The organism is Micromonospora sp. HB375 (assembly GCF_017872985.1).
In the GTDB taxonomy this organism is placed as follows: domain Bacteria; phylum Actinomycetota; class Actinomycetes; order Mycobacteriales; family Micromonosporaceae; genus Micromonospora; species Micromonospora chalcea.
This window is the reverse complement of record NZ_JAGGJO010000001.1, coordinates 6,914,207-6,934,876: the sequence shown is the minus strand read 5'-3', so window position 1 is coordinate 6,934,876 and position 20,670 is coordinate 6,914,207. Positions and strand designations below refer to the sequence as shown.

General features: G+C 71.7%; 17 protein-coding genes. 5 read left to right on the top strand and 12 right to left on the bottom strand.

Translation table 11 applies throughout. The features are described from left to right. Positions 1–87: 87 nt before the first annotated feature. From trxA to murJ, 6 genes are all read right to left on the bottom strand, one after another. Positions 88–411, bottom strand: a complete 324-nt coding sequence (trxA, locus tag J3R08_RS30960; protein ID WP_030499495.1) for a thioredoxin — start codon at positions 409–411, stop codon at positions 88–90. Positions 412–449: 38 nt separating this feature from the next. Then, entirely contained in the window at positions 450–1,403 is a 954-nt protein-coding gene (gene trxB / locus J3R08_RS30955) for a thioredoxin-disulfide reductase (protein WP_064448138.1), read from the bottom strand. Between the two features lie 176 nt (positions 1,404–1,579). Beyond that, positions 1,580–2,527, bottom strand: a complete 948-nt coding sequence (locus J3R08_RS30950) for a hypothetical protein (RefSeq protein ID WP_113974483.1) — start codon at positions 2,525–2,527, stop codon at positions 1,580–1,582. Continuing rightward, positions 2,524–3,228, bottom strand: a complete 705-nt coding sequence (sigM, locus tag J3R08_RS30945; RefSeq protein ID WP_064448055.1) for an RNA polymerase sigma factor SigM — start codon at positions 3,226–3,228, stop codon at positions 2,524–2,526. The genes J3R08_RS30950 and sigM overlap by 4 nt, the downstream gene beginning before the upstream one ends. 43 nt (positions 3,229–3,271) lie before the next feature. Beyond that, positions 3,272–4,885, bottom strand: a complete 1,614-nt coding sequence (locus tag J3R08_RS30940) for a protein kinase family protein (protein WP_064448056.1) — start codon at positions 4,883–4,885, stop codon at positions 3,272–3,274. Between the two features lie 406 nt (positions 4,886–5,291). Next, complete coding sequence (murJ, locus tag J3R08_RS30935) at positions 5,292–7,040, bottom strand: murein biosynthesis integral membrane protein MurJ (RefSeq protein WP_064448057.1); 1,749 nt, start codon at positions 7,038–7,040, stop codon at positions 5,292–5,294. Positions 7,041–7,172: 132 nt separating this feature from the next. On the opposite strand from murJ, the gene J3R08_RS30930 reads away from it, so the two are divergent. Then, positions 7,173–8,633 (top strand): CCA tRNA nucleotidyltransferase, encoded by a 1,461-nt coding sequence (locus J3R08_RS30930; RefSeq protein ID WP_043327693.1) that lies wholly within the window; start codon positions 7,173–7,175, stop codon positions 8,631–8,633. Between the two features lie 184 nt (positions 8,634–8,817). Then, entirely contained in the window at positions 8,818–10,857 is a 2,040-nt protein-coding gene (locus J3R08_RS30925) for a S8 family serine peptidase (RefSeq protein WP_043327694.1), read from the top strand. Between the two features lie 64 nt (positions 10,858–10,921). Here J3R08_RS30925 and J3R08_RS30920 read toward each other — a convergent pair whose 3' ends face one another. The 4 genes from J3R08_RS30920 to J3R08_RS30905 are packed head-to-tail and all read right to left on the bottom strand — an operon-like array spanning position 10,922 to position 14,632. Then, positions 10,922–12,430 carry a flotillin family protein gene (locus tag J3R08_RS30920; protein WP_043327695.1) on the bottom strand — a complete coding sequence of 503 codons (1,509 nt, stop codon included), beginning with the start codon at positions 12,428–12,430 and terminating at the stop codon, positions 10,922–10,924. A 21-nt stretch (positions 12,431–12,451) separates the two neighbouring features. Continuing rightward, positions 12,452–12,994: an NfeD family protein gene (locus J3R08_RS30915; RefSeq protein ID WP_124778911.1), complete on the bottom strand. Its 543-nt coding sequence runs from the start codon at positions 12,992–12,994 to the stop codon at positions 12,452–12,454. A gap of 31 nt (positions 12,995–13,025) precedes the next feature. Beyond that, positions 13,026–14,126, bottom strand: coding sequence for a PD40 domain-containing protein (locus J3R08_RS30910; protein WP_209963801.1), 1,101 nt, complete (start codon positions 14,124–14,126; stop codon positions 13,026–13,028). Continuing rightward, positions 14,123–14,632 carry a SigE family RNA polymerase sigma factor gene (locus tag J3R08_RS30905; protein ID WP_369799317.1) on the bottom strand — a complete coding sequence of 170 codons (510 nt, stop codon included), beginning with the start codon at positions 14,630–14,632 and terminating at the stop codon, positions 14,123–14,125. The genes J3R08_RS30910 and J3R08_RS30905 overlap by 4 nt, the downstream gene beginning before the upstream one ends. A gap of 68 nt (positions 14,633–14,700) precedes the next feature. Here J3R08_RS30905 and J3R08_RS30900 point away from each other — a divergent pair, with 68 nt between their 5' ends. Next, complete coding sequence (locus tag J3R08_RS30900) at positions 14,701–15,180, top strand: methylated-DNA--[protein]-cysteine S-methyltransferase (protein WP_209963798.1); 480 nt, start codon at positions 14,701–14,703, stop codon at positions 15,178–15,180. Positions 15,181–15,245: 65 nt separating this feature from the next. Here J3R08_RS30900 and J3R08_RS30895 read toward each other — a convergent pair whose 3' ends face one another. After that, the gene (locus tag J3R08_RS30895) at positions 15,246–16,325 is read right to left on the bottom strand and encodes an inositol-3-phosphate synthase (protein WP_030499482.1); all 1,080 of its coding nucleotides are present in this window, start codon (positions 16,323–16,325) and stop codon (positions 15,246–15,248) included. 23 nt (positions 16,326–16,348) lie between these two features. Continuing rightward, positions 16,349–16,987 (bottom strand): PadR family transcriptional regulator, encoded by a 639-nt coding sequence (locus J3R08_RS30890; protein WP_030499481.1) that lies wholly within the window; start codon positions 16,985–16,987, stop codon positions 16,349–16,351. A 174-nt stretch (positions 16,988–17,161) separates the two neighbouring features. Between J3R08_RS30890 and J3R08_RS30885 the strand changes: the two genes are divergently transcribed. Together J3R08_RS30885 and J3R08_RS30880 are read left to right on the top strand one after the other, a co-directional pair. Then, positions 17,162–17,608, top strand: coding sequence for a DUF5318 domain-containing protein (locus J3R08_RS30885; protein ID WP_030499480.1), 447 nt, complete (start codon positions 17,162–17,164; stop codon positions 17,606–17,608). Between the two features lie 194 nt (positions 17,609–17,802). Beyond that, positions 17,803–20,631, top strand: a complete 2,829-nt coding sequence (locus J3R08_RS30880) for a transglycosylase domain-containing protein (RefSeq protein ID WP_209963797.1) — start codon at positions 17,803–17,805, stop codon at positions 20,629–20,631. Positions 20,632–20,670 lie beyond the last annotated feature (39 nt).

Below are 20,670 nucleotides of genomic sequence, written 5' to 3'. Positions count from 1 at the left end.
GGCGGGTTCGTGTTCATGCAGGTCAGGAAAGCCGGAACCCCCGTCACCCGGGCGGGGTGACGGGGGTTCCGGCGCTGCCGGTACGGCTCAGAGCGCCGACTCGATGAGCTTGAGCAACTCGCCCTTCGGCTTGGCGCCGGCGATCGACTGCACGGGCTGGCCGTTCTTGAAGATCGTCAGCGTCGGCACCGACATGACCCGGTAGGCGCGCGCCGTCTCCGGGTTCTCGTCGATGTTGAGCTTGACGATGGTGACCTGGTCCTTCATCTCGCCGGCGATCTCCTCCAGCAGCGGCGAGACCTTGCGGCACGGGCCGCACCACTCCGCCCAGAAGTCCACCAGGACCGGCTTGTCGGACTGCAGCACGTCGCTGACGAAACTCGCGTCAGTGACCGCCTTGGTTGCTCCCACTATGAACTCTCCTCCTCCGAACCTTGCTCGTCGAACTCTCAGCCCTGGATGGTGGCGATGAAGCGCTCGGCGTCCAGCGCGGCGGCACAGCCGGTGCCGGCCGCCGTGATGGCCTGCCGGTAGGTGTGGTCGACCACGTCACCGGCCGCGAACACGCCCGGCACGCTGGTACGGGTGCTCGGCGCTTCGACCTTCACGTACCCCTCGTCGTCGAGCTCCACCTGGCCGCGGAACAGCTCACTGCGCGGGTCGTGCCCGATCGCCACGAACACGCCCGTGACGTCGAGCACCTTGCTCTCGCCGGTGTGCACGTTGCGCACCCGTACGCCGTTGACCTTGCCGTCGTCGCCGAGGATCTCCTCGACCACGGTGTTCCACTCGACCTTGATCTTCTCGTTGCTCAGCGCCCGGTCCGCCATGATCTTGCTGGCGCGGAACGAGTCGCGGCGGTGGAGGATCGTCACCGACTCGGCGAACCGGGTGAGGAAGCTGGCCTCCTCCATCGCCGAGTCGCCGCCGCCGACCACCACGATGTGCTGGTTGCGGAAGAAGAAGCCGTCACAGGTGGCGCAGGACGACACCCCGTGGCCGAGGTATTCCTGCTCGCCCGGCACACCGAGCGGCCGCCAGGCGGAGCCGGTGGAGAGGATGACGGCGCGGGCGCGGTACGCGGTCTCGCCCACCCACACGGTGCTGACCGCGTCGGAGCCGATCTCGCCGGTGTCCTTCAGCTCGACCCGGGTCACGTCGTCGGTGAGGAACTCGGCGCCGAAACGCTCGGCCTGCTTGCGCATGTTGTCCATCAGCTCGGGCCCGAGGATGCCGTCGGCGAAACCGGGGAAGTTCTCCACCTCGGTGGTGGTCATCAGCGCGCCACCCGACTGCACGCCCTCGATCACCAGCGGCTTCAGGTTGGCGCGTGCGGCGTAGACCGCAGCCGTGTAGCCGGCCGGACCGGAGCCGATGATGATCAGGTTGCGGACCTCGTCCACTGCCGTCTCCCGATGTGTGTGTTCGTCACCGGCCGCACCGATGTCGATCCCGAGTGCCGACGGCTCAGCGGCGCCGGCGCCTGACTTGCAGAACGTCATCGTACGAAGCGGGGATTCCCGAGCCGGTCATCCGGTGGGTCAGGTCACGTGGCGGGACACGCGTGATGACCGCGTTTTCACCCTACCCGCGTACGGAAGCGCGTGTCCGCGCCGGACCCGGGCACGCCGCACTCCGGCCCGCTCGCCCAGCCCCAGCGGGCGCCGGTCGCGTCGGCGAACGTCACCACGAGCGCCGGAGCGCCCTGGTACCGGGCGTAGTCGATCATGTCGATGGTGAGCGGGGTGGCGCCGTGCTCCGCGCCGATCGCGGTGAGGCACGCGCCGAGCGTTTCCGGCCGGGTCAGCCGGTCCAGCCCGGCGAACCCCCCGGCGCGGTACTTGTCGCTGTACAGCGGCGTCTCCGGGCCGTTCTCCCGCGCCGCGCCGGACGGAGCGGCCATGTCCTGCGGCGTCGACTTCGCCCCGGTGGGCACGCGGGCGGCGGCGAGGCGTTCCGGGGTCCAGTCGGTGCCGCTGCGCAGCGCCGGTCCGGTGGTCCGGTACGGCGCGGCGGCCATCGGCGCCGCCTCCCCGGCCGCCCGGTCGGCCGTACCGCCGTCGCCCGGGTCGGCCAGCCGGCCGACGCCGAGCCCCACCGCCGCGACCGAGGCCGCGGCCAGGGCCACCGGGCCGGCGATCCGGGCCCAGCGCCGGGGACGACGACCGGGGCCGCTGTGCCGTTCGGGACGCGACGCGGCGCCGGGCGGGCGGGCCGCGCCGCCGGCCTGAGCCGGTACGACGGGCGTACCGTCGCGCAGCGCGCCCGGTCCGGCCCCGGCGAGCGCCGCCGTGATCCGGTCGGTCACCGCCACGGGCATCTCCGGCGTGGGCGCCGCCGCCCAGCCGGCCAGGTCGGCGTGCACCAGGTCGACCGCCTCGGCGAGCGTCTCGTACGCAACCCGCCATGCCGGGTCCTGCTCGACCAGCCGGGCCACTGTCGCCTGCTCGGGGGTGCCGTCCAGCGCCCCGCCGAGGTAGTCGGCGAGCAGGTCGTGGTCGACCTCGCTGAACTCCCGGGAAGTCACGGCTCCTCCTGGCTGACGGCCTGACGGGACGCTCCCGACGAGGATCCGACGCCCTCGGGGCCCCGCCGGTTCCCGGAGGTGACCCGCGGCACGTCGGCCGCGGGGGAGTCGGAACCGGTCCGCAGGTGCCCGAGCAGGACGGCGAGCCTCGCCCGGCCCCGGGCGCACCGGCTCTTCACGGTCCCCTCGGCGACGCCGAGCATCAGGGCCACCTCGGCGACCGGATAGCCCTGCACGTCCACCAGGACCAGCGCGGCCCGCTGTTCGGCCGGTAGCGCCGCGAGAGCCTGCCGGACCACGAGCGCGGTGTCGTGGTCGTGTGCCGGTGCGGCCGGTTCCCGCCCGCCGGTGTGCCGGCCCGGTTCGCCGTCGGTGTGCGTCCCGTCCGGCAGCGGGACGGTGGCGTGGGTCTGCCGCCGCCGGATCCGGTCCAGGCAGGCGTTCACCACGATCCGGTGCATCCAGGTGGTGACCGCCGAGTCGCCCCGGAACCGGGCGGCGGCGCGGTGGGCGGAGAGCATGGCGTCCTGGAGGGCGTCCGCCGCCTCCTCGCGGTCGCCGATCGTACGCAGGGCGACCGCCCAGAGCCGGTCGCGGTGCCGCTGGAACAGTTCGGTGAAGGCGTCCCGGTCGCCCGCCACGTGGGCCCGGAGCAGGTCCAGGTCGGAGCGGCCGGGCTGCGGGTCGTCGCGTTCCGCCATCACCACGTCCGGCGGAGGTGGCGCGGCGGGCGCGGCCGACGGGTCACGAGCCCTGGACCGTGATCTCCTGGACGCCGAGCTTCCAGGTGCTGCCGTTGTCCTTCACCGGCAGCTTGGTGATCCAGAAGAGGAGGTACTGGTACTTCTGGTCCGGCTGGAAGGCGTCGAAGATCATCTTCGTGCCGCCGTTCTCGTTCGCCGGCCCGACCACCGTGGAGTAGGCGTTCACCAGCTGTTTGTCGCCGGCGGAGGTGGACGGGAAGTCGCCGCGGGCACCGGTACGCAGCTCGACGGTGGCGCCGGTGGCCGACAGCGTCGCCTCCAGCTGCTTGACCGAGTGCGGGGCACCCAGGTCGATCCAGACGCCCATGCCCTTCTTGAGGCCGCCGAACTTGGCGTTCGTCCGGTAGGTGTTGGTCTCCCAGCCCTCGTCGTCGTCGCCGTCGATGACCTTCTCGGCGTTGCGCACCTCCGCGCGATCGCCGTCCGGGTCGATGATCCGTACGTCCTGGATGGTGAGCTTGCGGACCTGCGCTGCGGGCTCGTCGCCACCGCCGGCGCTGGCCGGCGCGCTGTTCGACGGCTGGGCGACCGGCTCCTTGTCGCCGTCGTCGCCACCGCCGAGCGCGTTGATGCCGATGAGCAGCCCGACCAGGGCGACAGCCAGCATGCCGGCGATGCCGATGGCGACCTTGCGCCCGCCGGCCGCGGCCAGCGGCGAGGGCTCCTCGCCGGGCTCGGCGGTGAAACGCAGCGGCCCGGCCTGCTCCAGGAACTGCTCGTCGGCCGGGATGTCGAGCCGGCTCAGCTCGGCGGCCAGCACGTCCGACGCCGGCGGGTCGATCTCCCGGTCGAGCAGGTCCATGGTCAGGTCGTCGAGGTACGCCGGTACGCCGGCACGCACCTGCCGGGGCGCGGCGATGGCGCCGGCGGCGTCGCGGACCGCGTCCGGCAGGGCGGCGCGGCCGTGCCCGGCGGTGGCGCCGTGCAGCGGGGCCTCGCCGTGCGGCCAGTGCCCGGTCAGGGCGAAGTAGAGCACCCCACCGACCGCGCGCAGGTCGTTCTGCTGGCTGTCCGCCCCGTCGGTACGCGCGTCGGCGAGCACCACCCGGCCGTCGTCGCTGATCATCACCGTGCCGGGGTGCAGGTTGCCGTGCACCATGCCGGTGGCGTGTACGGCGGCGAGGGCGCTCGCGACGGCGTTGCCGATCGCCGTGGCCCGAGCCGGGTCGAGCGGCCCGTCGGCGGCGACCATCTCGCGCAGCGACTGCCCGTCCACCCACTCGCGGACCACGTAGGCGCGGTCGTCCTCGTCGATCGCGTCGTAGACGCCGACCAGGTTGGGGTGGATGACGCGGCTCGCGGCGACCGCGGCCTGAAGCATCTCGGTGGCGGAGTCGCCACCCGGGTAGCGGAGGACCACCGCGACGGGACGGCGGAGCACCACGTCGACACCGCGCCAGACCAACCGGCCCGCGCTGTCGTTGTTGATGTGCTCGACCAGTTCGTACCGCTCGGCGAGCAGCTCACCGACCGTGGGAGCACCGAAGGTCACGACCGCAGGAGAGGTCTCCTCCGCTTCCTGACCCTCGCCGACCTGGGTCACCCGTCCTCCCTCGGTGATCGCGTCGATCGATGGACCCGTGCTGCTGGGCATGTGGCTTCCCGCTCTGCCTTCGAACGGCCGCGGTCTCGACGCCCGCGTCGATCCCGGTCGTACCCGTCGAGAGCGACCTTACCCGGGATGCCCGGTTCTCCGACATGTCATCTTCCCGCTGTGACCGGCCGGAAGGCCAGTCGCCACGGGCTCCCGGCCGGGTCGCCCGCCCACCCGGCGGGCGAGCCGGACACGCACCGCCAATCTAGAGGTTGACGGCAACGAGGTGGCACAGGGGCGTACCGGTGCGGCGACAGGGAGGTTTTCCCCTTCCCGGCCTGCGCTCCCTCGTCCGTACGGTTGGTTGTCCACAGGCCGAGAGGCCCAGTGGACGGGGGAATTCCAAGTTATCCACAGCCGTATCCCCAGCCTGGTGATCCTCGTTCACCGTCGGTCACCGAGGGGGTCAACGCCCGAGGCGCCGCCGGACCATCCCGACCACCTCGGTGATCTCGCCGATCCGCAGCACCATGGCGAGCCCGAGGTAGGTGGCGCCGATCGCCGCGCCGCCGATCACCAACTGGACCGCCGCGGCGAGCCAGCTCAGGCTCGCCGGGTCGCCCGGCAGCACCGCGACCACGAGCAGGCCGACGACCGCCGCGCCGAGGGCCGCCACGACCACCCGGCCGAGCGTGCGCATGATCCCGCCCAGCCCGATCCGGCCCACCCGGGGCCGCAGCAGCATCGCCGAGATGATCGCCGCCGCCAGGTACGACACGGCGTTGCCGAGCATCATCCCGGCCGCCGCGAACGTGTTCGAGAAGATCAGGAACAGACCGACCTGGAGCAGGACGCGCAGCGCCACCACCGGAATGTTGACCAGAGCCGGGGTACGGGTGTCCGGCAGCGCGTAGAACGCGAAGGTGAAGAGCTGGCTGACCGCGAACGGCACCAGGCCGAGCGCCGCCACCAGCAGCACCGTCGAGGTGGCCACCGCGTTGTCGCCGGTGAACGCGCCGTACCGGAACACCACCACCGAGATCGGGGCGGCCAGCACCGCGTAGCAGACCGCGATGGGCGCGAGCACCGCGGTGACCATCCGGGTGCCCCGGGACAGGTCGGCGGTGACGTCGTGGAACCGGTTCTCGGCGGCGGCCGCGCTCATCCGCGGCATCAGCGCGGTGATGATCGAGACGGCGATGATGCCGTGCGCCATCATCAGCAGCAGGAAGACGTTGTTGTAGATCAGCAGGCCGGCGTTCTGGCCGTCCCCGCCGGTGGCCCGGTTGAGCAGGTTGACCACCACGAAGAGGCCGAGCTGGTTGACCGCGACGTAGCAGAACATCCAGGCGCCGAGCCGGGCCAGCTCGCGCAGCCCCAGCTCGCGGAAGTCGAACCGTGCCTTCCACCGGAAGCCGACCTTGCGCAGCGCGGGCAGCAGGCCGATCGCCTGCACCGCGACGCCCAGCAGCGTGCCGCCGCCGACCAGCAGGATCCGGTCCCAGCCCACCTCGCCGGGCGGCAGCGCCTTCGCGCTGTAGACGACGATGTACAGGCCGAACGTGCCGATGGACACGATGTTGTTGAGGATCGGCGCCCACATCGGGGCGGCGAAGTGCCCCCGGGTGTTCAGCACCGCGGCGATCAGCGCGCTGATGCCGGTGAAGAACAGCATCGGCAGCATCAGGTACGACAGCCGGGTGACCAGCGTGGTGTACGCCGGGTCGTCGCTGCCGGCCGCGTACACGGCGGTGAGCACCGGGGCCAGCACCACGGCGATCAGCGCGGTCGCGGCCAGGGCCAGCACCGCGAGGGTCAGCAGGCGCTGCGCGTACGCCTCGCCCCGGTCCGCGTCGATCTTGCGGCGGCGGACCAGCACCGGCACCAGGACGCTGGTCAGCACGCCGCCGAGCAGGAACTCGTAGACCTGGTTGGGCAGGAACTGGGCGGTGGTGAACGCGTCACCGACCATGGTGCCGAGCGCGGCGCCGATCATCAGGTTGCGGATGAAGCCCGTACCCCGGCTGACCAGGCTGCCGATGGCCATCACCGCGCTGTTCGCCGCGGCGCTGGTCTCGGCCACCACCTCCTGCGGGGGCGCGACGGCCTCGACGCCCGGCTGGTTCAGCGGCTCGGCGGAGATGAAGGTGGCGCCGTCGTCCGGCGGCAGGCCGCCGCCGTGCGCGTTCGCGCTGCGGTAGAGCCCGCCGCTCATCTGCCAGCCTCCAAGGGGTACGTCGCAACCGGGTCCGGCCGGCCCCGCCCAACCGGAACCTTAGTCAACCTCCGCCCGTTACCCGCGCCCGGCGCGGTCGATCCACCCTCGGCCCGATAGGCTGGCGATCCCATGTCCGAAGCCTCCGCCTCCCACGCCGCCGACCGCCGCGAGCTGACCGCCGCGCAGCGCAACGCCGTCGCCGAACTGCTCCGAGTCTCACCGGTCGCCGACGAGCTGGGCCGGCGCTTCGCCCAGGCCGGTCACGAACTGCACCTGGTGGGCGGATCCGTCCGCGACGCGCTGCTCGGCCGGCTCGGCAACGACCTCGACTTCTGCACCGACGCCCACCCAGACGAGACGGTCAAGGTCATCCGTGGCTGGGCGGAGTCGATCTGGGAGACCGGGCGTGAGTTCGGCACCATCGCCTGCCAGCGCGACGGCCTCAACCTGGAGATCACCACCTTCCGGGCCGAGGTCTACGACCAGGTCAGCCGTAACCCGGTGGTGCAGTACGGCACCAGCCTGGTCGAAGACCTGAAGCGCCGCGACTTCACCGTCAACGCGATGGCGGTCAGCCTGCCCGACCACCGGTTCACCGACCCGTACGGCGGGCTGGCCGACCTGGCCGCCAAGATCATCCGTACCCCCGGCACGCCGCAGGAGTCGTTCCGCGACGACCCCCTGCGGATGCTGCGCGCGGCCCGGTTCGCCGCCCAGCTGCGCTTCGCCGTCCACCCGGACGTCCGCGCCGCGATGACCGAGATGGCCGGCGACCTGGACCGGATCACCGCGGAACGGATCCGGGACGAGTTCACCAAGCTGCTCTGCGGCGCCGACCCGATCACCGGGCTGCGGCTGCTCGTCGACACCGGCCTGGCCGAGCGCTTCCTGCCCGAGCTGACCGGCCTGAAGCTCACCATCGACGAGCACGCCCAGCACAAGGACGTCTACGAGCACACGCTCACAGTGGTCAGCAACGCCATGTCACTGGAGTCCGACGGCTGCGACTTCGTGCTGCGGATGGCCGCGCTGATGCACGACGTCGGCAAGCCGGCCACCAAGGCGGTCGGCGCGGACGGCCGGGTCAGCTTCCACCACCACGAGGTGGTCGGGGCCCGGCTGACCAAGGCCCGGATGAAGGCGATGCGCTACTCCAAGGAGATCACCTCCCAGGTGGTCAAGCTGGTCGGCCTGCACCTGCGCTTCTACGGGTACGGCCGCGGCGAATGGACCGACTCGGCGGTGCGCCGGTACGTCACCGACGCCGGCGACCTGCTGTCCCGCCTGCACAAGCTGACCCGTTCCGACTGCACCACCCGCAACCGGCGCAAGGCCGCGCAGCTCGCGGCCGACTACGACGCGCTGGAGGAGCGGATCGCCCGGATCGCCGCCGAGGAGGACCTGGCCCGGGTGCGGCCCGACCTGGACGGCAACGCGATCATGGAGTTGCTCGGCGTACCGCCGGGACCGGTGGTCGGCCGTGCCTGGCAGCACCTCAAGGAGCTGCGACTGGAGCGCGGGCCGCTGGACCGCGACGAGGCCGAGGCGGCGCTGCTGCGCTGGGCCCGCGACGAGGGCATCATCGGCTGACCTCCCCGCGCGGGGAAGCTCCACGACGATACGGCGGCGTGTCGACCGAAAGGTTGACGTGCATCGGTCGATGTCTCGCGCATGATGATGGTCATCATCAGCCACCCGGATCGACGGGTACGGCTGTCCTGATCACATCCGCCCGTCCCGAAGGGACGGCCGCTGGACACGGGGAGAGCATTCAGTGTCACGTCATGGCGCGCTGCGCCGCTCCGCGCTGGTGGGGCTTGCCCTCACCTCCGCGACCTCCATCATCTGCGCCGCCACCGGCGGCGCCGCCTCGGCCGACCCGGCCGGCCCGAAGCGTGCCCCGGTCCGGGGCGCCGACACCGCCGCGGCGGTACCCGGCCGCTACATCGTCGTCCTCAAGGACGGCAAGGCCGGTCCCGCCAAGGTGAAGTCCACCGCGTCGGCCCTCGCCGGCGAGCACGGCGGCTCCGTACGTCGGGTGTTCGGCAAGGCGCTGTCCGGCTACTCCGCCAGCATGGACCGCCGGCAGGCGGAGCGCCTCGCCGCGGACCCGGCCGTCGCCTACGTGCAGCAGGTCCAGCGCTACCAGGCCACCGGCACCCAGACCACCCCGCCGTGGGGGCTGGACCGGATCGACCAGTCGCGGACGAAGACCGACGGCCGGTACACCTACCCGGCGACCGGCGCCGGAGTGACCGCCTACGTCATCGACACCGGCATCGACATCGACCACGAGGACTTCGGCGGCCGGGCCCGCAACGGCTACGACGCGGTGGAGTCCGACGACGTGGCGCAGGACTGCGACGGGCACGGCACGCACGTGGCCGGCACGATCGGCGGCACGAAGTACGGGGTCGCCAAGGACGTCGCGCTCGTCGCCGTACGTGTGCTCGACTGCGACGGCGGCGGCAGCAGCGAACAGGTGCTCGCCGGCATCGACTGGGTCACCTCGCACGCCACCGGGCCGTCGGTGGCCAACATGAGCCTCGGCTTCGGGGGCATCGACCAAGCGGTGAACGACGCGGTCGCCCGCTCCATCGCCTCCGGCATCACCTACGCCGTCGCGGCCGGCAACAGCATGCAGGACGCCTGCGGCGAGTCACCGGCGCGGGTGCCGGCGGCCATCACCGTCGGCGCCACCGACCAGATCGACTTCCGGGCCTGGTTCTCCAACTACGGCACCTGCCTGGACACCTTCGCGCCGGGCACCGGCATCGTCTCGGCCAAGGCCGGCACCGCCACCGGCACGGAGACGATGAACGGCACGTCGATGGCCTCCCCGCACGTGGCGGGCGCCGCGGCGCTGGTGCTGGAGGCACACCCGGGCTGGACCCCGCAGCAGGTGCGCGACTCGGTCGTGGGCACGAGCGTCAGCGGCGCGGTGCACGACATCATGGGCTCGCCCGACCGGCTGCTGCACGTCGGCGACGCGGTGGTGGCGCGCGAGTCGTACGGCCTCAAGGCCCGCGGCAACGGCCTGTACGTGACGGCGGAGAGCGGCGGCAACCGGCCGCTGATCGCGCGCGGCACCGAGGTCGGCGCCTGGGAGCGGTACGACGTGGTGGACGCCGGCAACGGCTACTACGGCCTGCGTGCCGTCACGAACAACCTGTTCGTCACCGCCGAGAGCGGCGGCAATCGTCCGCTGATCGCCCGGTCCGCCGCGATCGGCGACTGGGAGAAGTTCCAGATCGTCACGAACACCGACGGCTCGGTCAGTCTGAAGGCCGTCACAAACGGCAAGTACGTCACCGCCTCGAACACCACCAACCCGCTGATCGCCAGCAAGACCACCATCGGCGCGGCGGAGAAGTTCGACTTCGACGCGGCGCCCCCGGTGGTCGGCATCAAGGCGGTGGCAAACGGCAACTACGTGACCACCGAGAGCGGCGGCACCCGGCCCCTGATCGCCCGGGCCGCGACCGTCGGGGCCTGGGAGCGGTACGAGGTCGTCAGCGTGGGCGACGGGTTCTTCGCCCTGCGCGCGCTGGCGAACAACCAGTTCGTCACGGCGGACGCCGGCGGCAACCGGGCGCTGATCGCGAAGGCCACCGTGATCGACGCCTGGGAGGTCTTCGACTTCCTCGACTACAACACCGACGGCTCGGTCTACCTGCGGGCGAACGCCAACGGCAAGGCGGTCACCGCCGGCGCGACCGGGGGCAGCCAGCTCATCGCCAGCCGCGTCATCGACTGGAACAGCGAGACCCTGGGCCTGAGCACCGGCGAGAAGTTCGTCTTCGCCGCGCTCTGACCCGCCACACCGAAACGGCGCCCGCCGGCTCCCCGAGGGGAGACCCGGCGGGCGCCGTCGTTCGTCACGCGTCGACGGTGCTGCCGTCCACAGTGCTCTTGCCGTTGTTCTGCGCGCTGCTGCCCAGCCGCGCCAGCAGCCCGGCCAGGTCGATGCCGGTGAGGTCGCTGCCCAGCTGGAGACCCTGGGCGACGTTCCCGGCCACCGACTTGGTCAGCGACGACGCGCCGTCGGTGGAGATCACCGTCATCTTGTCGATCGCGCCGATCGGGGCGCTGGCCGCGCCGACCACCTCGGGCAGCACCTTGACCAGCAAGTCCAGGACGGCCGCCTCGCCGTACGCGGCGAACGCCTCGGCCTTGCGGGCCATCGCGTCGGCCTCGGCCTGACCCTTGGCGAGGATGGCCGCCGCCTCGGCCTGGCCCTCCCGCTCGACCGCCTCGGCGATCGCGGAACGCCGGCGCTGCTCCGCCTCGCCCTCCTTGGCGCCCTCGATCGCGTTCGCCTCGGCCAGCGCGGCCCGGCGGGCCCGCTCGCCCTCACCGGTGAGGCGGGCCTGCTCGGCGGCGGCCTGCGCGGCGGCGATGGTCGCCTGCCGCTGCGCGTCGGCGTTGAGCACCGCCGCGTTGCGGTTCGCCTCGGCCTCCTGCTCCACCTTGTACCGGGCCGCGTCGGCCGGCTTGCGCACCTCGGTGTCGAGCTGGCGCTGCTTCAGCTCGGCGTTGCGCTCGGCCACCTTCTGCTGCTCGGAGAGGATCGCCTGGTCCCGCTCGGCCTGGGCGAGCGGCCCGGCCGCCGCCGACTTCGCCTTGGCCGCGTCGATCTCGGCCTGGATGCCGGCCTGCTTGAGCGCCAGGTTCCGGTTCGCCTCGGCGATCGCCTCCTCGGCGAGCAGCCGCTCCTGCTCGGCCTGCTGGCGGGCCCGCGCCTCGGCGATGGCCGCGTCCTTGAGCACCCGGGCCGCCTCCGGCCGCCCCAGGTCCTGCAGGTAGGAGCCCTCGGCCAGGATGTCCTGGAGCTGGAACGTGTCCAGCACCAGGCCCTGGTTGGTCATCGAGTGCTCGGCCTCCTCGGCGACCGCGCTGGCGAACGCCGCCCGGTCCCGGATGATCTCCTCGACGGTGAGCCGCCCGACGATCGAGCGCAGCGCGCCGGCCAGCACCTCGCGGGTGAAGTTGTCGATCTCCTCCTGCTGGTTCAGGAAGCGCTGTGCGGCGGCGCGGATCGCGTCCTCGGTGCCGCCGACCTTGACGATCGCGACGCCGTGCAGCTCGGTGCGGATGCCCTGCTTGCTCACCGCGCCGCGGATGCTGACGTCGATCCGGCGGCTGGACAGGTCGAGCGACTGGAGCTTCTGCACCACCGGCAGGACGAACACCGAGGCGCCGAGCACGACCTTCTGCCCGGACATGTCGGTGGAGCGGGCTCCGTCGGCGGTCTGGGTGGTGCGGCCCTTGCGGCCGGTGACGATGAACGCCTGGTTCGGCCCGGCCACCTTGATCCGGGACAACACGAAGAGGACGAGGACGACGGCGAGGAGGACCGCGCCGCCGATGGCGACGAGCAGGGGCATGGGCATTCCCGTCTGTTGGTGTCAGTAGGTCTCGACGTGCACGCTGGTCTCGCTCAGTGCTTCGACCACGAAGATCCGGGTGCCGACCGGGATCGGCCCGTCGGCGCGGGCGTTGAGCTTCACCGGCTGGCCGGCGAGGCGTACCCGCACCTCGCCGTAGCCGCCGCTGGGGATCGGCGTCACCACCAGGCCGATCGCGCCGGCCAGGTGGTCGCGGGTGGGGGTGGCGTCGGTGCGCATGTTGCGGGCCGCGCGACTGAGCCGGGCCGCCAGCCAGCCGGTGGGCACGGCGGCGAGCGCGCCGCCGGCCACCGCCGCCGCGATCATCCCGGGGGTACGCCCGCCGAGCAGCTCGTTGACGATCGCGGCGCCGAAGCCGAACGCGCCGGTGAACCCGGCGACCGCCTCCAGCGACACCGGCCCGTCGACGTCCGGCTGGCCGAGGTGGAGCACTCCCGAGCCGAGCAGGGCGAGCGTCAGCACGCCCACACCGACCCCGCCGATGATCAGGAAGATGAGCGTCCCGGTGGCCATGACCTGCACGGTATCGACGCCGTGCAACATCCACTACGTCCAGCAGAGGTTCAGCGCCGGGTCAGCGCGGCGCGATCGTCACCTCGGCGAGGGCGAGGTCCTCCGGCAGCGGCTGACGCACGAGTTCGCGGCCGGTGGTGTCGGCGAGCACGAAGTCCCGCGACCCGTACGGCCGCCGGTAGAGCAGGCGGTCGTCGCCGACCCAGACGACGTCGGCCACCGGCAACGGGTTCACCACCCGGCCGGTCGCCGCCTCCACGAGCAGCGGCTCCTTCTGCCCCTGCACCACCACCAGCCGCCCGTCCGGTGACCACGCCCACGGCCCGGCCGGGTCGCCCGGCAGCGGCTCGAACCGGGTGGGCCGGCCGCTGTCGGCGGCGAAGAACTGCACGCCCCGGCGGGGGTGCCGGATCGCCTCGGACCGAAGCCCGTTCGGGTCGGTCTGCTGGAGCAGCACCTCCCGTCCGTCGCGGGACCAGAGGAAGAAGCACGAGTCGGTGCAGGGGTAGCGGGCGGTGTCGACGGCGTGGGACCGCGTGGTGCCGGCGGCGCTCAGCACGACGAAACCGGGGTGACCGACCCGGTTACTGGTGAACAGCAGGCTGCGGCCGTCCGGCGACCAGTTCGGCGAGCCCAGCGCGCGGCCCGGCTCGTACCAGCGGTTGGTGCCCCGGACCACGTCGACCAGGCCGACCTGCCGGGGCCGGTCGTCGTCCCAGACCGCCACCAGCGAGCCGGTGGGCGCGGGCAGGACGGCGTCGTAGCGGCCGTTGCCGAAGTACCGGCCGCGTCCCCGGTCGAGCAGGTACGACGGCCCGGCGGCGCCCGCCCTCGCCTGCGTGCCGGTGACCACCCAGTCGCCGGGCAGCACCAGCGGCCCGTCCGCCCAGTCCGGTCCGGGCGCCGACCTGATGACAGGCGACGGGTCGACGGTGACCGGCGGCGCGGTCGGCGGCGGGGCGGGACGCGGCCGGAGCAGGACGAACGGCAGCGCCACCGCGAGCACGGCGACGAGCGCGGCAGCGGCAGTGCCCACCCGCCGTCGGCGGCGCAGCCTGCGGCCCCGGCCGAGCGCGCGCCACGCCAGGTCCGGCGCGGGCGCGGCGCCGTCGGCGAGATCGTGTACGGCCGTCCGCAGCGTCTCGTCCAGCGACGTGCTCATCGGGTCACCTCCGTCCGGTTCGTCAGCCCGTCCAGCCCCGGCACCAGCTTCCGGAGACGGGCCAGCGCCTTGGTGCTCTGGCTGGCCACGGTGCCGGGGCGGCAGCCGAGCAGCGCGGCTGTCTGCTCGACGCTCAGGTCCTCCAGGTAGCGCAGGGTGAGCACGGCCCGCTGGCGCGGCGGCAGTGTCCGCAGCGCGTCCCGCACCAGCAGCCGCAGGTCGCTGTCGTCGCCGGCGGCCGGTCGCTCCGGCAGTTCGGCCACCGGCACCTCCGCGCGCCGCGCCCGCCGCCGCCAGCCGGAGACCTGGTCGTGGTAGAGGATCCGTTTCACGTACGGCTCCGCGTCGCCGTGGATCCGGGGCCACCGGACGTACGCCTTGGCCAGCGCGTTCTGCAGCAGATCCTCCGCCGCGTGCTGGCTGCCGGCCAGCGCGTAGGCGACCCGCAGCAGGGCCGCTCCCCGCTCGTTGACGAACGCGGTGAACTCCCCGTCGACCTCTGCCACCGTCCACCTCCGCATCTCCAGACGCCCGGGGCGGGGAAATCTTTGCCCGTCGCGCGACAATGGGTGGCATGCGCTGGACAGTGCTCGACTCACCGATCGGGGAGTTCTCCGTCGGCACCGACGACGACGCGGTGCGCGGCGCGCACTTCGGCCGGGTGGACGGGGCGGCCGACGAGCCCGGCGACGCGGTGGCGCGGCTGGCGGTGACGGAGCTGCGGGCGTACTTCGCCGGTGAGCTGACCGAGTTCACGGTGCCGGTGTCGGCCCCGCGCGGCTCGGAGTTCGAACGCGCGGTCTGGCGGGAGATGACCCGCATTCCGTACGGGGAGACGAAGACCTACGGCGAGGTGGCGAAGGCGGTCGGCGACCCGGGCGGCGCGCGGGCGGTCGGGGTGGCCTGCAACCGCAATCCGGTGCCGGTGATCGTGCCCTGTCACCGGATCGTCGGCGCGGGCGGCAAGCTGGTCGGCTTCGGCGGCGGACTGCCGCGCAAGGTGACGCTGCTGGAGCTGGAGGCGGCAGTGGCGCTGCGGCGCGCCTGGTCCTGACGTACCCGAAGAAGGAAGGCCGGGTCCGCGCGGACCCGGCCTTCCTTCTTCAGCGTTTCAGCGCGTCAGCGCTCGATCTCGCCGGCGATGAACGCCTCGACGGCGGCGTGCGCGTCGTGGTCGGCGTACTGCTCCGGCGGGGACTTCATGAAGTACGAGGAGGCGGAGAGGATCGGGCCACCGATCTTCCGGTCCAGCGCGATCTTCGCGGCCCGGACGGCGTCGATGATGACACCGGCCGAGTTCGGCGAGTCCCACACCTCGAGCTTCAGCTCCGCGTTGAGCGGGGTGTCGCCGAAGGAACGGCCCTCCAGGCGGATGTACGCCCACTTGCGGTCGTCCAGCCACGGCACGTGGTCGGACGGGCCGATGTGCACGTCGCTCTTCTGCATCTCGTGCGGGATCTGGGAGGTCACCGACTGGGTCTTCGAGATCTTCTTCGAGACCAGGCGGTTGCGCTCCAGCATGTTCATGAAGTCCATGTTGCCGCCGAAGTTGAGCTGGTACGTGCGCAGCAGCTCGACCCCGCGGTCCTCGAAGAGCTTCGCCAGGGCGCGGTGCACGATCGTGGCGCCGACCTGGCTCTTGATGTCGTCGCCGACGATCGGCAGGCCGGCGTCGGTGAACTTCTTCGCCCACTCCGGGTCGGAGGCGATGAAGACCGGCAGGGCGTTCACGAACGCGCAGCCGGCGTCGATCGCGGCCTGGGCGTAGAACTTGTCGGCCTCCTCGGAGCCCACCGGGAGGTAGGAGACGACCACGTCGACCTGCGCGTCGCGCAGCGCCTGCGCCACGTCGACCGGCTTGGCGTCCGACTCCTCGACGATCTCGCGGTAGTACTGGCCGAGACCGTCGAAGGTCGGGCCGCGCTGCACGGTGACGCCGGTCGGCGGCACGTCGCACAGCTTGATCGTGTTGTTCTCGCTGGCGACGATCGCCTCCGCGAGGTCCATGCCCACCTTCTTGGCGTCCACGTCGAACGCCGCGACGAACTTCACGTCGGATACGTGGTAGTCGCCGAAGGTGACGTGCATGAGACCCGGGACGCGGTCGTTCGGGTCGGCGTTCCGGTAGTACTCCACGCCCTGGACCAGGGACGAGGCGCAGTTACCCACACCGACGATGGCGACGCGGACGGAGCCCATAGCGTCTGCCTCCTTCTTCTTCATCACGGCCGCTCTGTCCTGGACGTTCCAGGCGTGGGCGGGCTGTCGTTGTCTCGTCGGCCGTCGGCCGTCCCGGTTCGCGGGTCGGCCGGGGCCCGGCCGGAGCGCTCGTTGGCGATGAGCTCCTCCAGCCAGCGGACTTCGCGCTCACAGGCGTCGAGCCCGTGGCGTTGCAGTTCCAGGGTGTACGCGTCGAGTCGCTCGGCTGCCCGGCCGAGCACGTCACGAAGACCTTCGCGACGTTCCTCGATCTTGCGACGACGACCTTCCAGGATCCGGAGCCGGGTGGCCTGGTCGGTCCGGGCGAAGAACGCGAAGTGCACCCCGAAGCCCGTGTCGTCGTACGTCTCGGGTCCAGCCTGCGCTATCAGCTGGGCGAAGCGTTCCTTGCCCTCCGCGGTAATGGTGTAGACCACCCGACCACGTCGGCTGGTCAGCGCGGGAACCTCCTCGGCGGTCGCGGGTGTCTCAGCGGCTTCGGTGATCCATCCCGCCGCCTGCAGTCGGCGCAGGGTCGGGTAGAGCGAGCCGTAGCTGATCGCCGCCCGGATGGCGCCGAGCTTGGCGGTCAGCTCCTTGCGCAGTTCGTAGCCGTGCATCGGCGCCTCCTGCAGGAGGCCGAGGATGGCGAGCTCGAGCACGGGCCATCCCTTCTTTCCCCCTGCGCGGAGCACTAACCACCGCGATGTATCGGACCGATACATCGCACGTTAGCGGACGCCGATGTACGGGGCAAACCCTGTCTTACGCGACGCGATCATCACGCATCGTGACCATGGTCGCCTGGGTTCGTCGGAGCGCGTACCCTTTGCCGCATGCGTACGCAGCGCCAGGTCGTCGACTACTCGCTCCAGAAGCGGGCGGTGCTGCGTGAACTGCTCGCCGGGCGGATCGGCACGTACGACGTCTGCGACGCCTCGCCGTACCTGAAGAACGCTGCGCGCTTCCACGGCGAGCCGACCGATCACCGCTGCCCGATCTGCCGCAGCGAGAACCTGATCCACGTCCACTACATTTACGGTGACGAACTCAAGCAGTCGGCCGGCCAGGCGCGTACCCGGGCCGAGTTGCCCGTCCTGGCCATGACGCTGCGTGAGTTCCAGGTGTTCGTGGTGGAGGTCTGCCCCGGCTGCGACTGGAACCATCTCGTCGAGCAGTTCCTGCTCGGCCGGGACGGTCTCGTGGGCGAGGCGGAGGGCGCGGAGGATTCCGTCGCGGCCAACGGCTCCACCCCTCGGCGAAGGCGAGAGGCGCAACGGTGAACGTGGCTGTCCCGATCTCTGCCGGCCCATTCCCCGGGTGGCGGAATCGACAGCCCTTAGACGTAATTAGTCCGAATAGATCGGATTTGACGGGCAACCGCGGGCACGGCCGGCGGGTAACGTCCCGTGTTCCAGCTCACGGCAACCCGGTGGCGGCGCCCCCGCGCCCCACCGCGACCGGCAGGGTGTGAGGAATGAACTACGGCGATCCCAGTTCTTCGCGTGGGCGGGCCCAGATCCCGGGCCCGAACGGCGACCCCGGTTCCGAGTGGAACCAGGGCGGGAACGGTTGGTCCGGCTCCCCGGACGGCGGCGCCTCGGCGCGCGCCTCCGCGACACCGTACGGCTCGGGCGGCCGGGCCTCGGTCGGTGGCGCCGCTCCGGCGCCGCGCCCGGCATCGGGCTCGGCCTCGGTGGGCCGGGCCGGCGCGGGTGGCCGCGCCTCGGTGCCCGTCTCGCCGGCACCCGGCGCCTCCGGGCGCGCGGGCGCCGGACGGGCGTCGGTTCCGGTCTCCCCGGCCGCTCCGGCCGGACGTGCCGCGGTCGGCGCGGCGAGCGTGGGGGCGGCGAGCGTGGGCGGGCGCGCGAGCGTCGGCGCCCGGGCGAGCGTCGGCGCGGCGGCGGTGGGCGGCCGCGCCCGGGTGCCCGGCTCCGCCGGTGGCGGTCCCGGCGGTCCCGGCGGCCCGACCGGCCCCGGCCGGGGCGGTCGCGGCGAGGACCCGGCGCGCGCGAAGAAGCGCCGCCGGATCAACATGCTGATCGCCGGCTTCGCCGTGTTCATCATGCTCGCCGGCATCGGCGTGGTGAGCTTTACCTGGTACTCCACCAAGGTGGTGCTCCCCCAGGACACCATCCCGCCGCTGTCCACCACCATCTACGACTCGACCGGCAAGACCGCCATCGCCCGGATCGGCGACCAGAACCGCCAGCTGGTCACCATCGACCAGATCCCGGAGCACGTCCAGCACGCGGTCGCTGCGGCGGAGGACCGGAACTTCTACGAGCACTCCGGTGTGGACTACAAGGGCATCGCCCGCGCCGCGTGGAACAACCTCACCGGCGGCGACAAGCAGGGCGCCTCGACCATCACCCAGCAGTACGCGCGCAACGCGTTCGACCACCTGGACCAGGACACGTACGGCCGCAAGGTGAAGGAGGCGATCCTCGCCTCCAAGCTGAACGACAAGTACGACAAGCGCGTGATCATGCAGCACTACCTGAACGTCATCTACTTCGGTCGCGGCGCGTACGGCATCCAGGCCGCGTCGCAGACGTACTTCAAGAAGAACGTCAAGGACCTGACCGTGGCCGAGGCCGCGGTGCTGGCGGCACTGATTAAGCAGCCGGAGCCCAGCGCCACGCACAAGGGCTACGACCCGGCCATCAACCAGCCGGCCGCAGTCGACCGGTGGAACTACGTGATCAACGGCATGATCACGGAGAAGTGGCTGGACGCGCCGAACACGCCGCAGCACCCTACCGAGTACCCGAAGAACATCCAGAAGCCGTCGAAGAACAGCGGCGGGGGCTTCGGCATCGACACCCCGTACGGCAACATCGTCAACTACGTCTCGCAGGAACTGCGCGAGATGAAGCTCTGCACCGACAACGAGGCCGAGGCGACCGAGAAGAAGCCGCTGTGCTCCAAGGCGCTGAGCCGGGGTGGTTACAAGATCACCACCACCATCAACAAGAAGATGCAGGAGGCGGCGCTCGACGCGGCCCAGCGGGCCAAGAAGGGCTCCGAGCTCGCCGGCCAGCCGTCGAACCTGATGGCCGCCGTGGTGGCCATCGATCCGAAGACCGGCCGGGTGCTCGCCTACTACGGCGGCGACAACGGCACCGGCACCGACTACGCCGGAAAGAACGTCGACAACGGCGTCGTGAGCGGTGGCCACTCACCGGGTTCGAGCTTCAAGATCTACACGCTCGCGGCGGCGCTGAAGGAAGGCATCTCGCTCAAGTCCCGGTGGAAGGGGTCGGCGTTCACGCCGAAGGGCACCAAGTTCAAGGTCAGCAACGCCGGCGCGGACAAGGTCTCCTGCGGTGACTCCTGCACGCTCGAACTGTCGACGCTGAAGTCGCTGAACGTGCCGTTCTACTACATCACGGAGCAGATCGGCCCGGACAAGGTGCTCGACATGGCCAAGCAGGCCGGCGTCACCACGATGTGGCAGACCGACACCAACCCGGCCAAGGCGCACGATCTGACCAAGGCCGACCCGAAGGACCTGGCACCGTCGCCGTTCTTCCACGTCCTCGGTTACGGCCAGTACCCGATCACGGTGCTCGACCACGCAAACGGTGTCGCCACGTTCGCGAACCAGGGCATGTACCACAAGGCGCACTTCATCCGGAAGGTGGAGAAGCAGAACCCGGACACCGGTAAGTGGGACGTGGTCGGCGGGGAGAAGCTTAAGGGGCAGCAGCGGATCGACAAGGACATCGTCGCCGACGTCACCTCCGTGCTGAAGCAGTATCCGGCCCAGATCAACAAGCGGCTCGACGACGGCCGTCAGGTCGCCGAGAAGACCGGCACCTGGGAACTCGGCGACAAGACCACCCGCAACGGCGACGCCTGGATGATCGGCTACACGCCACAACTCGCCACCGCGGTCTGGGTCGGCAACGTCAAGGACCGCAAGGCGATCCAGTACAAGGACGGCCGGGACATCAGCGGCGCCCGGATGCCCGGTGACATCTTCAAGCGCTTCATGGACGACGCGCTCAAGGGCAAGGACAAGGAAGAGTTCCCGCCCGCGGCGAACGTCGGCAAGGACGACGCCGGCAACGGCGAGGCCCCGCCGCCGCCGGCGAACGAGCCGGGCCAGCCGGGCGGACCGGGCTGCGACCCACTGGGCCTGTTCTGCCCCGGCGGCACGCCCGGCGGCGGCGACCCCGGCGGCGGCGACCAGGGCGGCAACCCCGGCGGGGGCGGGCTACCCGGTGGCGGCGGACGCCCCGGCGGTGGTGGCGGCGGTGGCGGGCTGCTACCGAGCACGCCACCGACACGCCAGAACTGACGCGCACGACCTGACGGCGGCGGCCGGACCCGAGCGGTC

What these genes read in the sequence shown, in the direction of transcription:
- J3R08_RS30930 (WP_043327693.1), top strand. Translation starts at nt 7,173, where the DNA reads ATGTCCGAAGCCTCCGCCTCCCACGCCGCCGACCGCCGCGAGCTGACC.
- J3R08_RS30940 (WP_064448056.1), bottom strand. Translation starts at nt 4,885, where the DNA reads ATGCCCAGCAGCACGGGTCCATCGATCGACGCGATCACCGAGGGAGGA.
- J3R08_RS30920 (WP_043327695.1), bottom strand. Translation starts at nt 12,430, where the DNA reads ATGCCCCTGCTCGTCGCCATCGGCGGCGCGGTCCTCCTCGCCGTCGTC.
- sigM (WP_064448055.1), bottom strand. Translation starts at nt 3,228, where the DNA reads ATGGCGGAACGCGACGACCCGCAGCCCGGCCGCTCCGACCTGGACCTG.
- J3R08_RS30880 (WP_209963797.1), top strand. Translation starts at nt 17,803, where the DNA reads ATGAACTACGGCGATCCCAGTTCTTCGCGTGGGCGGGCCCAGATCCCG.
- J3R08_RS30910 (WP_209963801.1), bottom strand. Translation starts at nt 14,126, where the DNA reads ATGAGCACGTCGCTGGACGAGACGCTGCGGACGGCCGTACACGATCTC.
- J3R08_RS30895 (WP_030499482.1), bottom strand. Translation starts at nt 16,325, where the DNA reads ATGGGCTCCGTCCGCGTCGCCATCGTCGGTGTGGGTAACTGCGCCTCG.
- J3R08_RS30915 (WP_124778911.1), bottom strand. Translation starts at nt 12,994, where the DNA reads ATGTTGCACGGCGTCGATACCGTGCAGGTCATGGCCACCGGGACGCTC.
- J3R08_RS30885 (WP_030499480.1), top strand. Translation starts at nt 17,162, where the DNA reads ATGCGTACGCAGCGCCAGGTCGTCGACTACTCGCTCCAGAAGCGGGCG.
- J3R08_RS30900 (WP_209963798.1), top strand. Translation starts at nt 14,701, where the DNA reads ATGCGCTGGACAGTGCTCGACTCACCGATCGGGGAGTTCTCCGTCGGC.
- murJ (WP_064448057.1), bottom strand. Translation starts at nt 7,040, where the DNA reads ATGAGCGGCGGGCTCTACCGCAGCGCGAACGCGCACGGCGGCGGCCTG.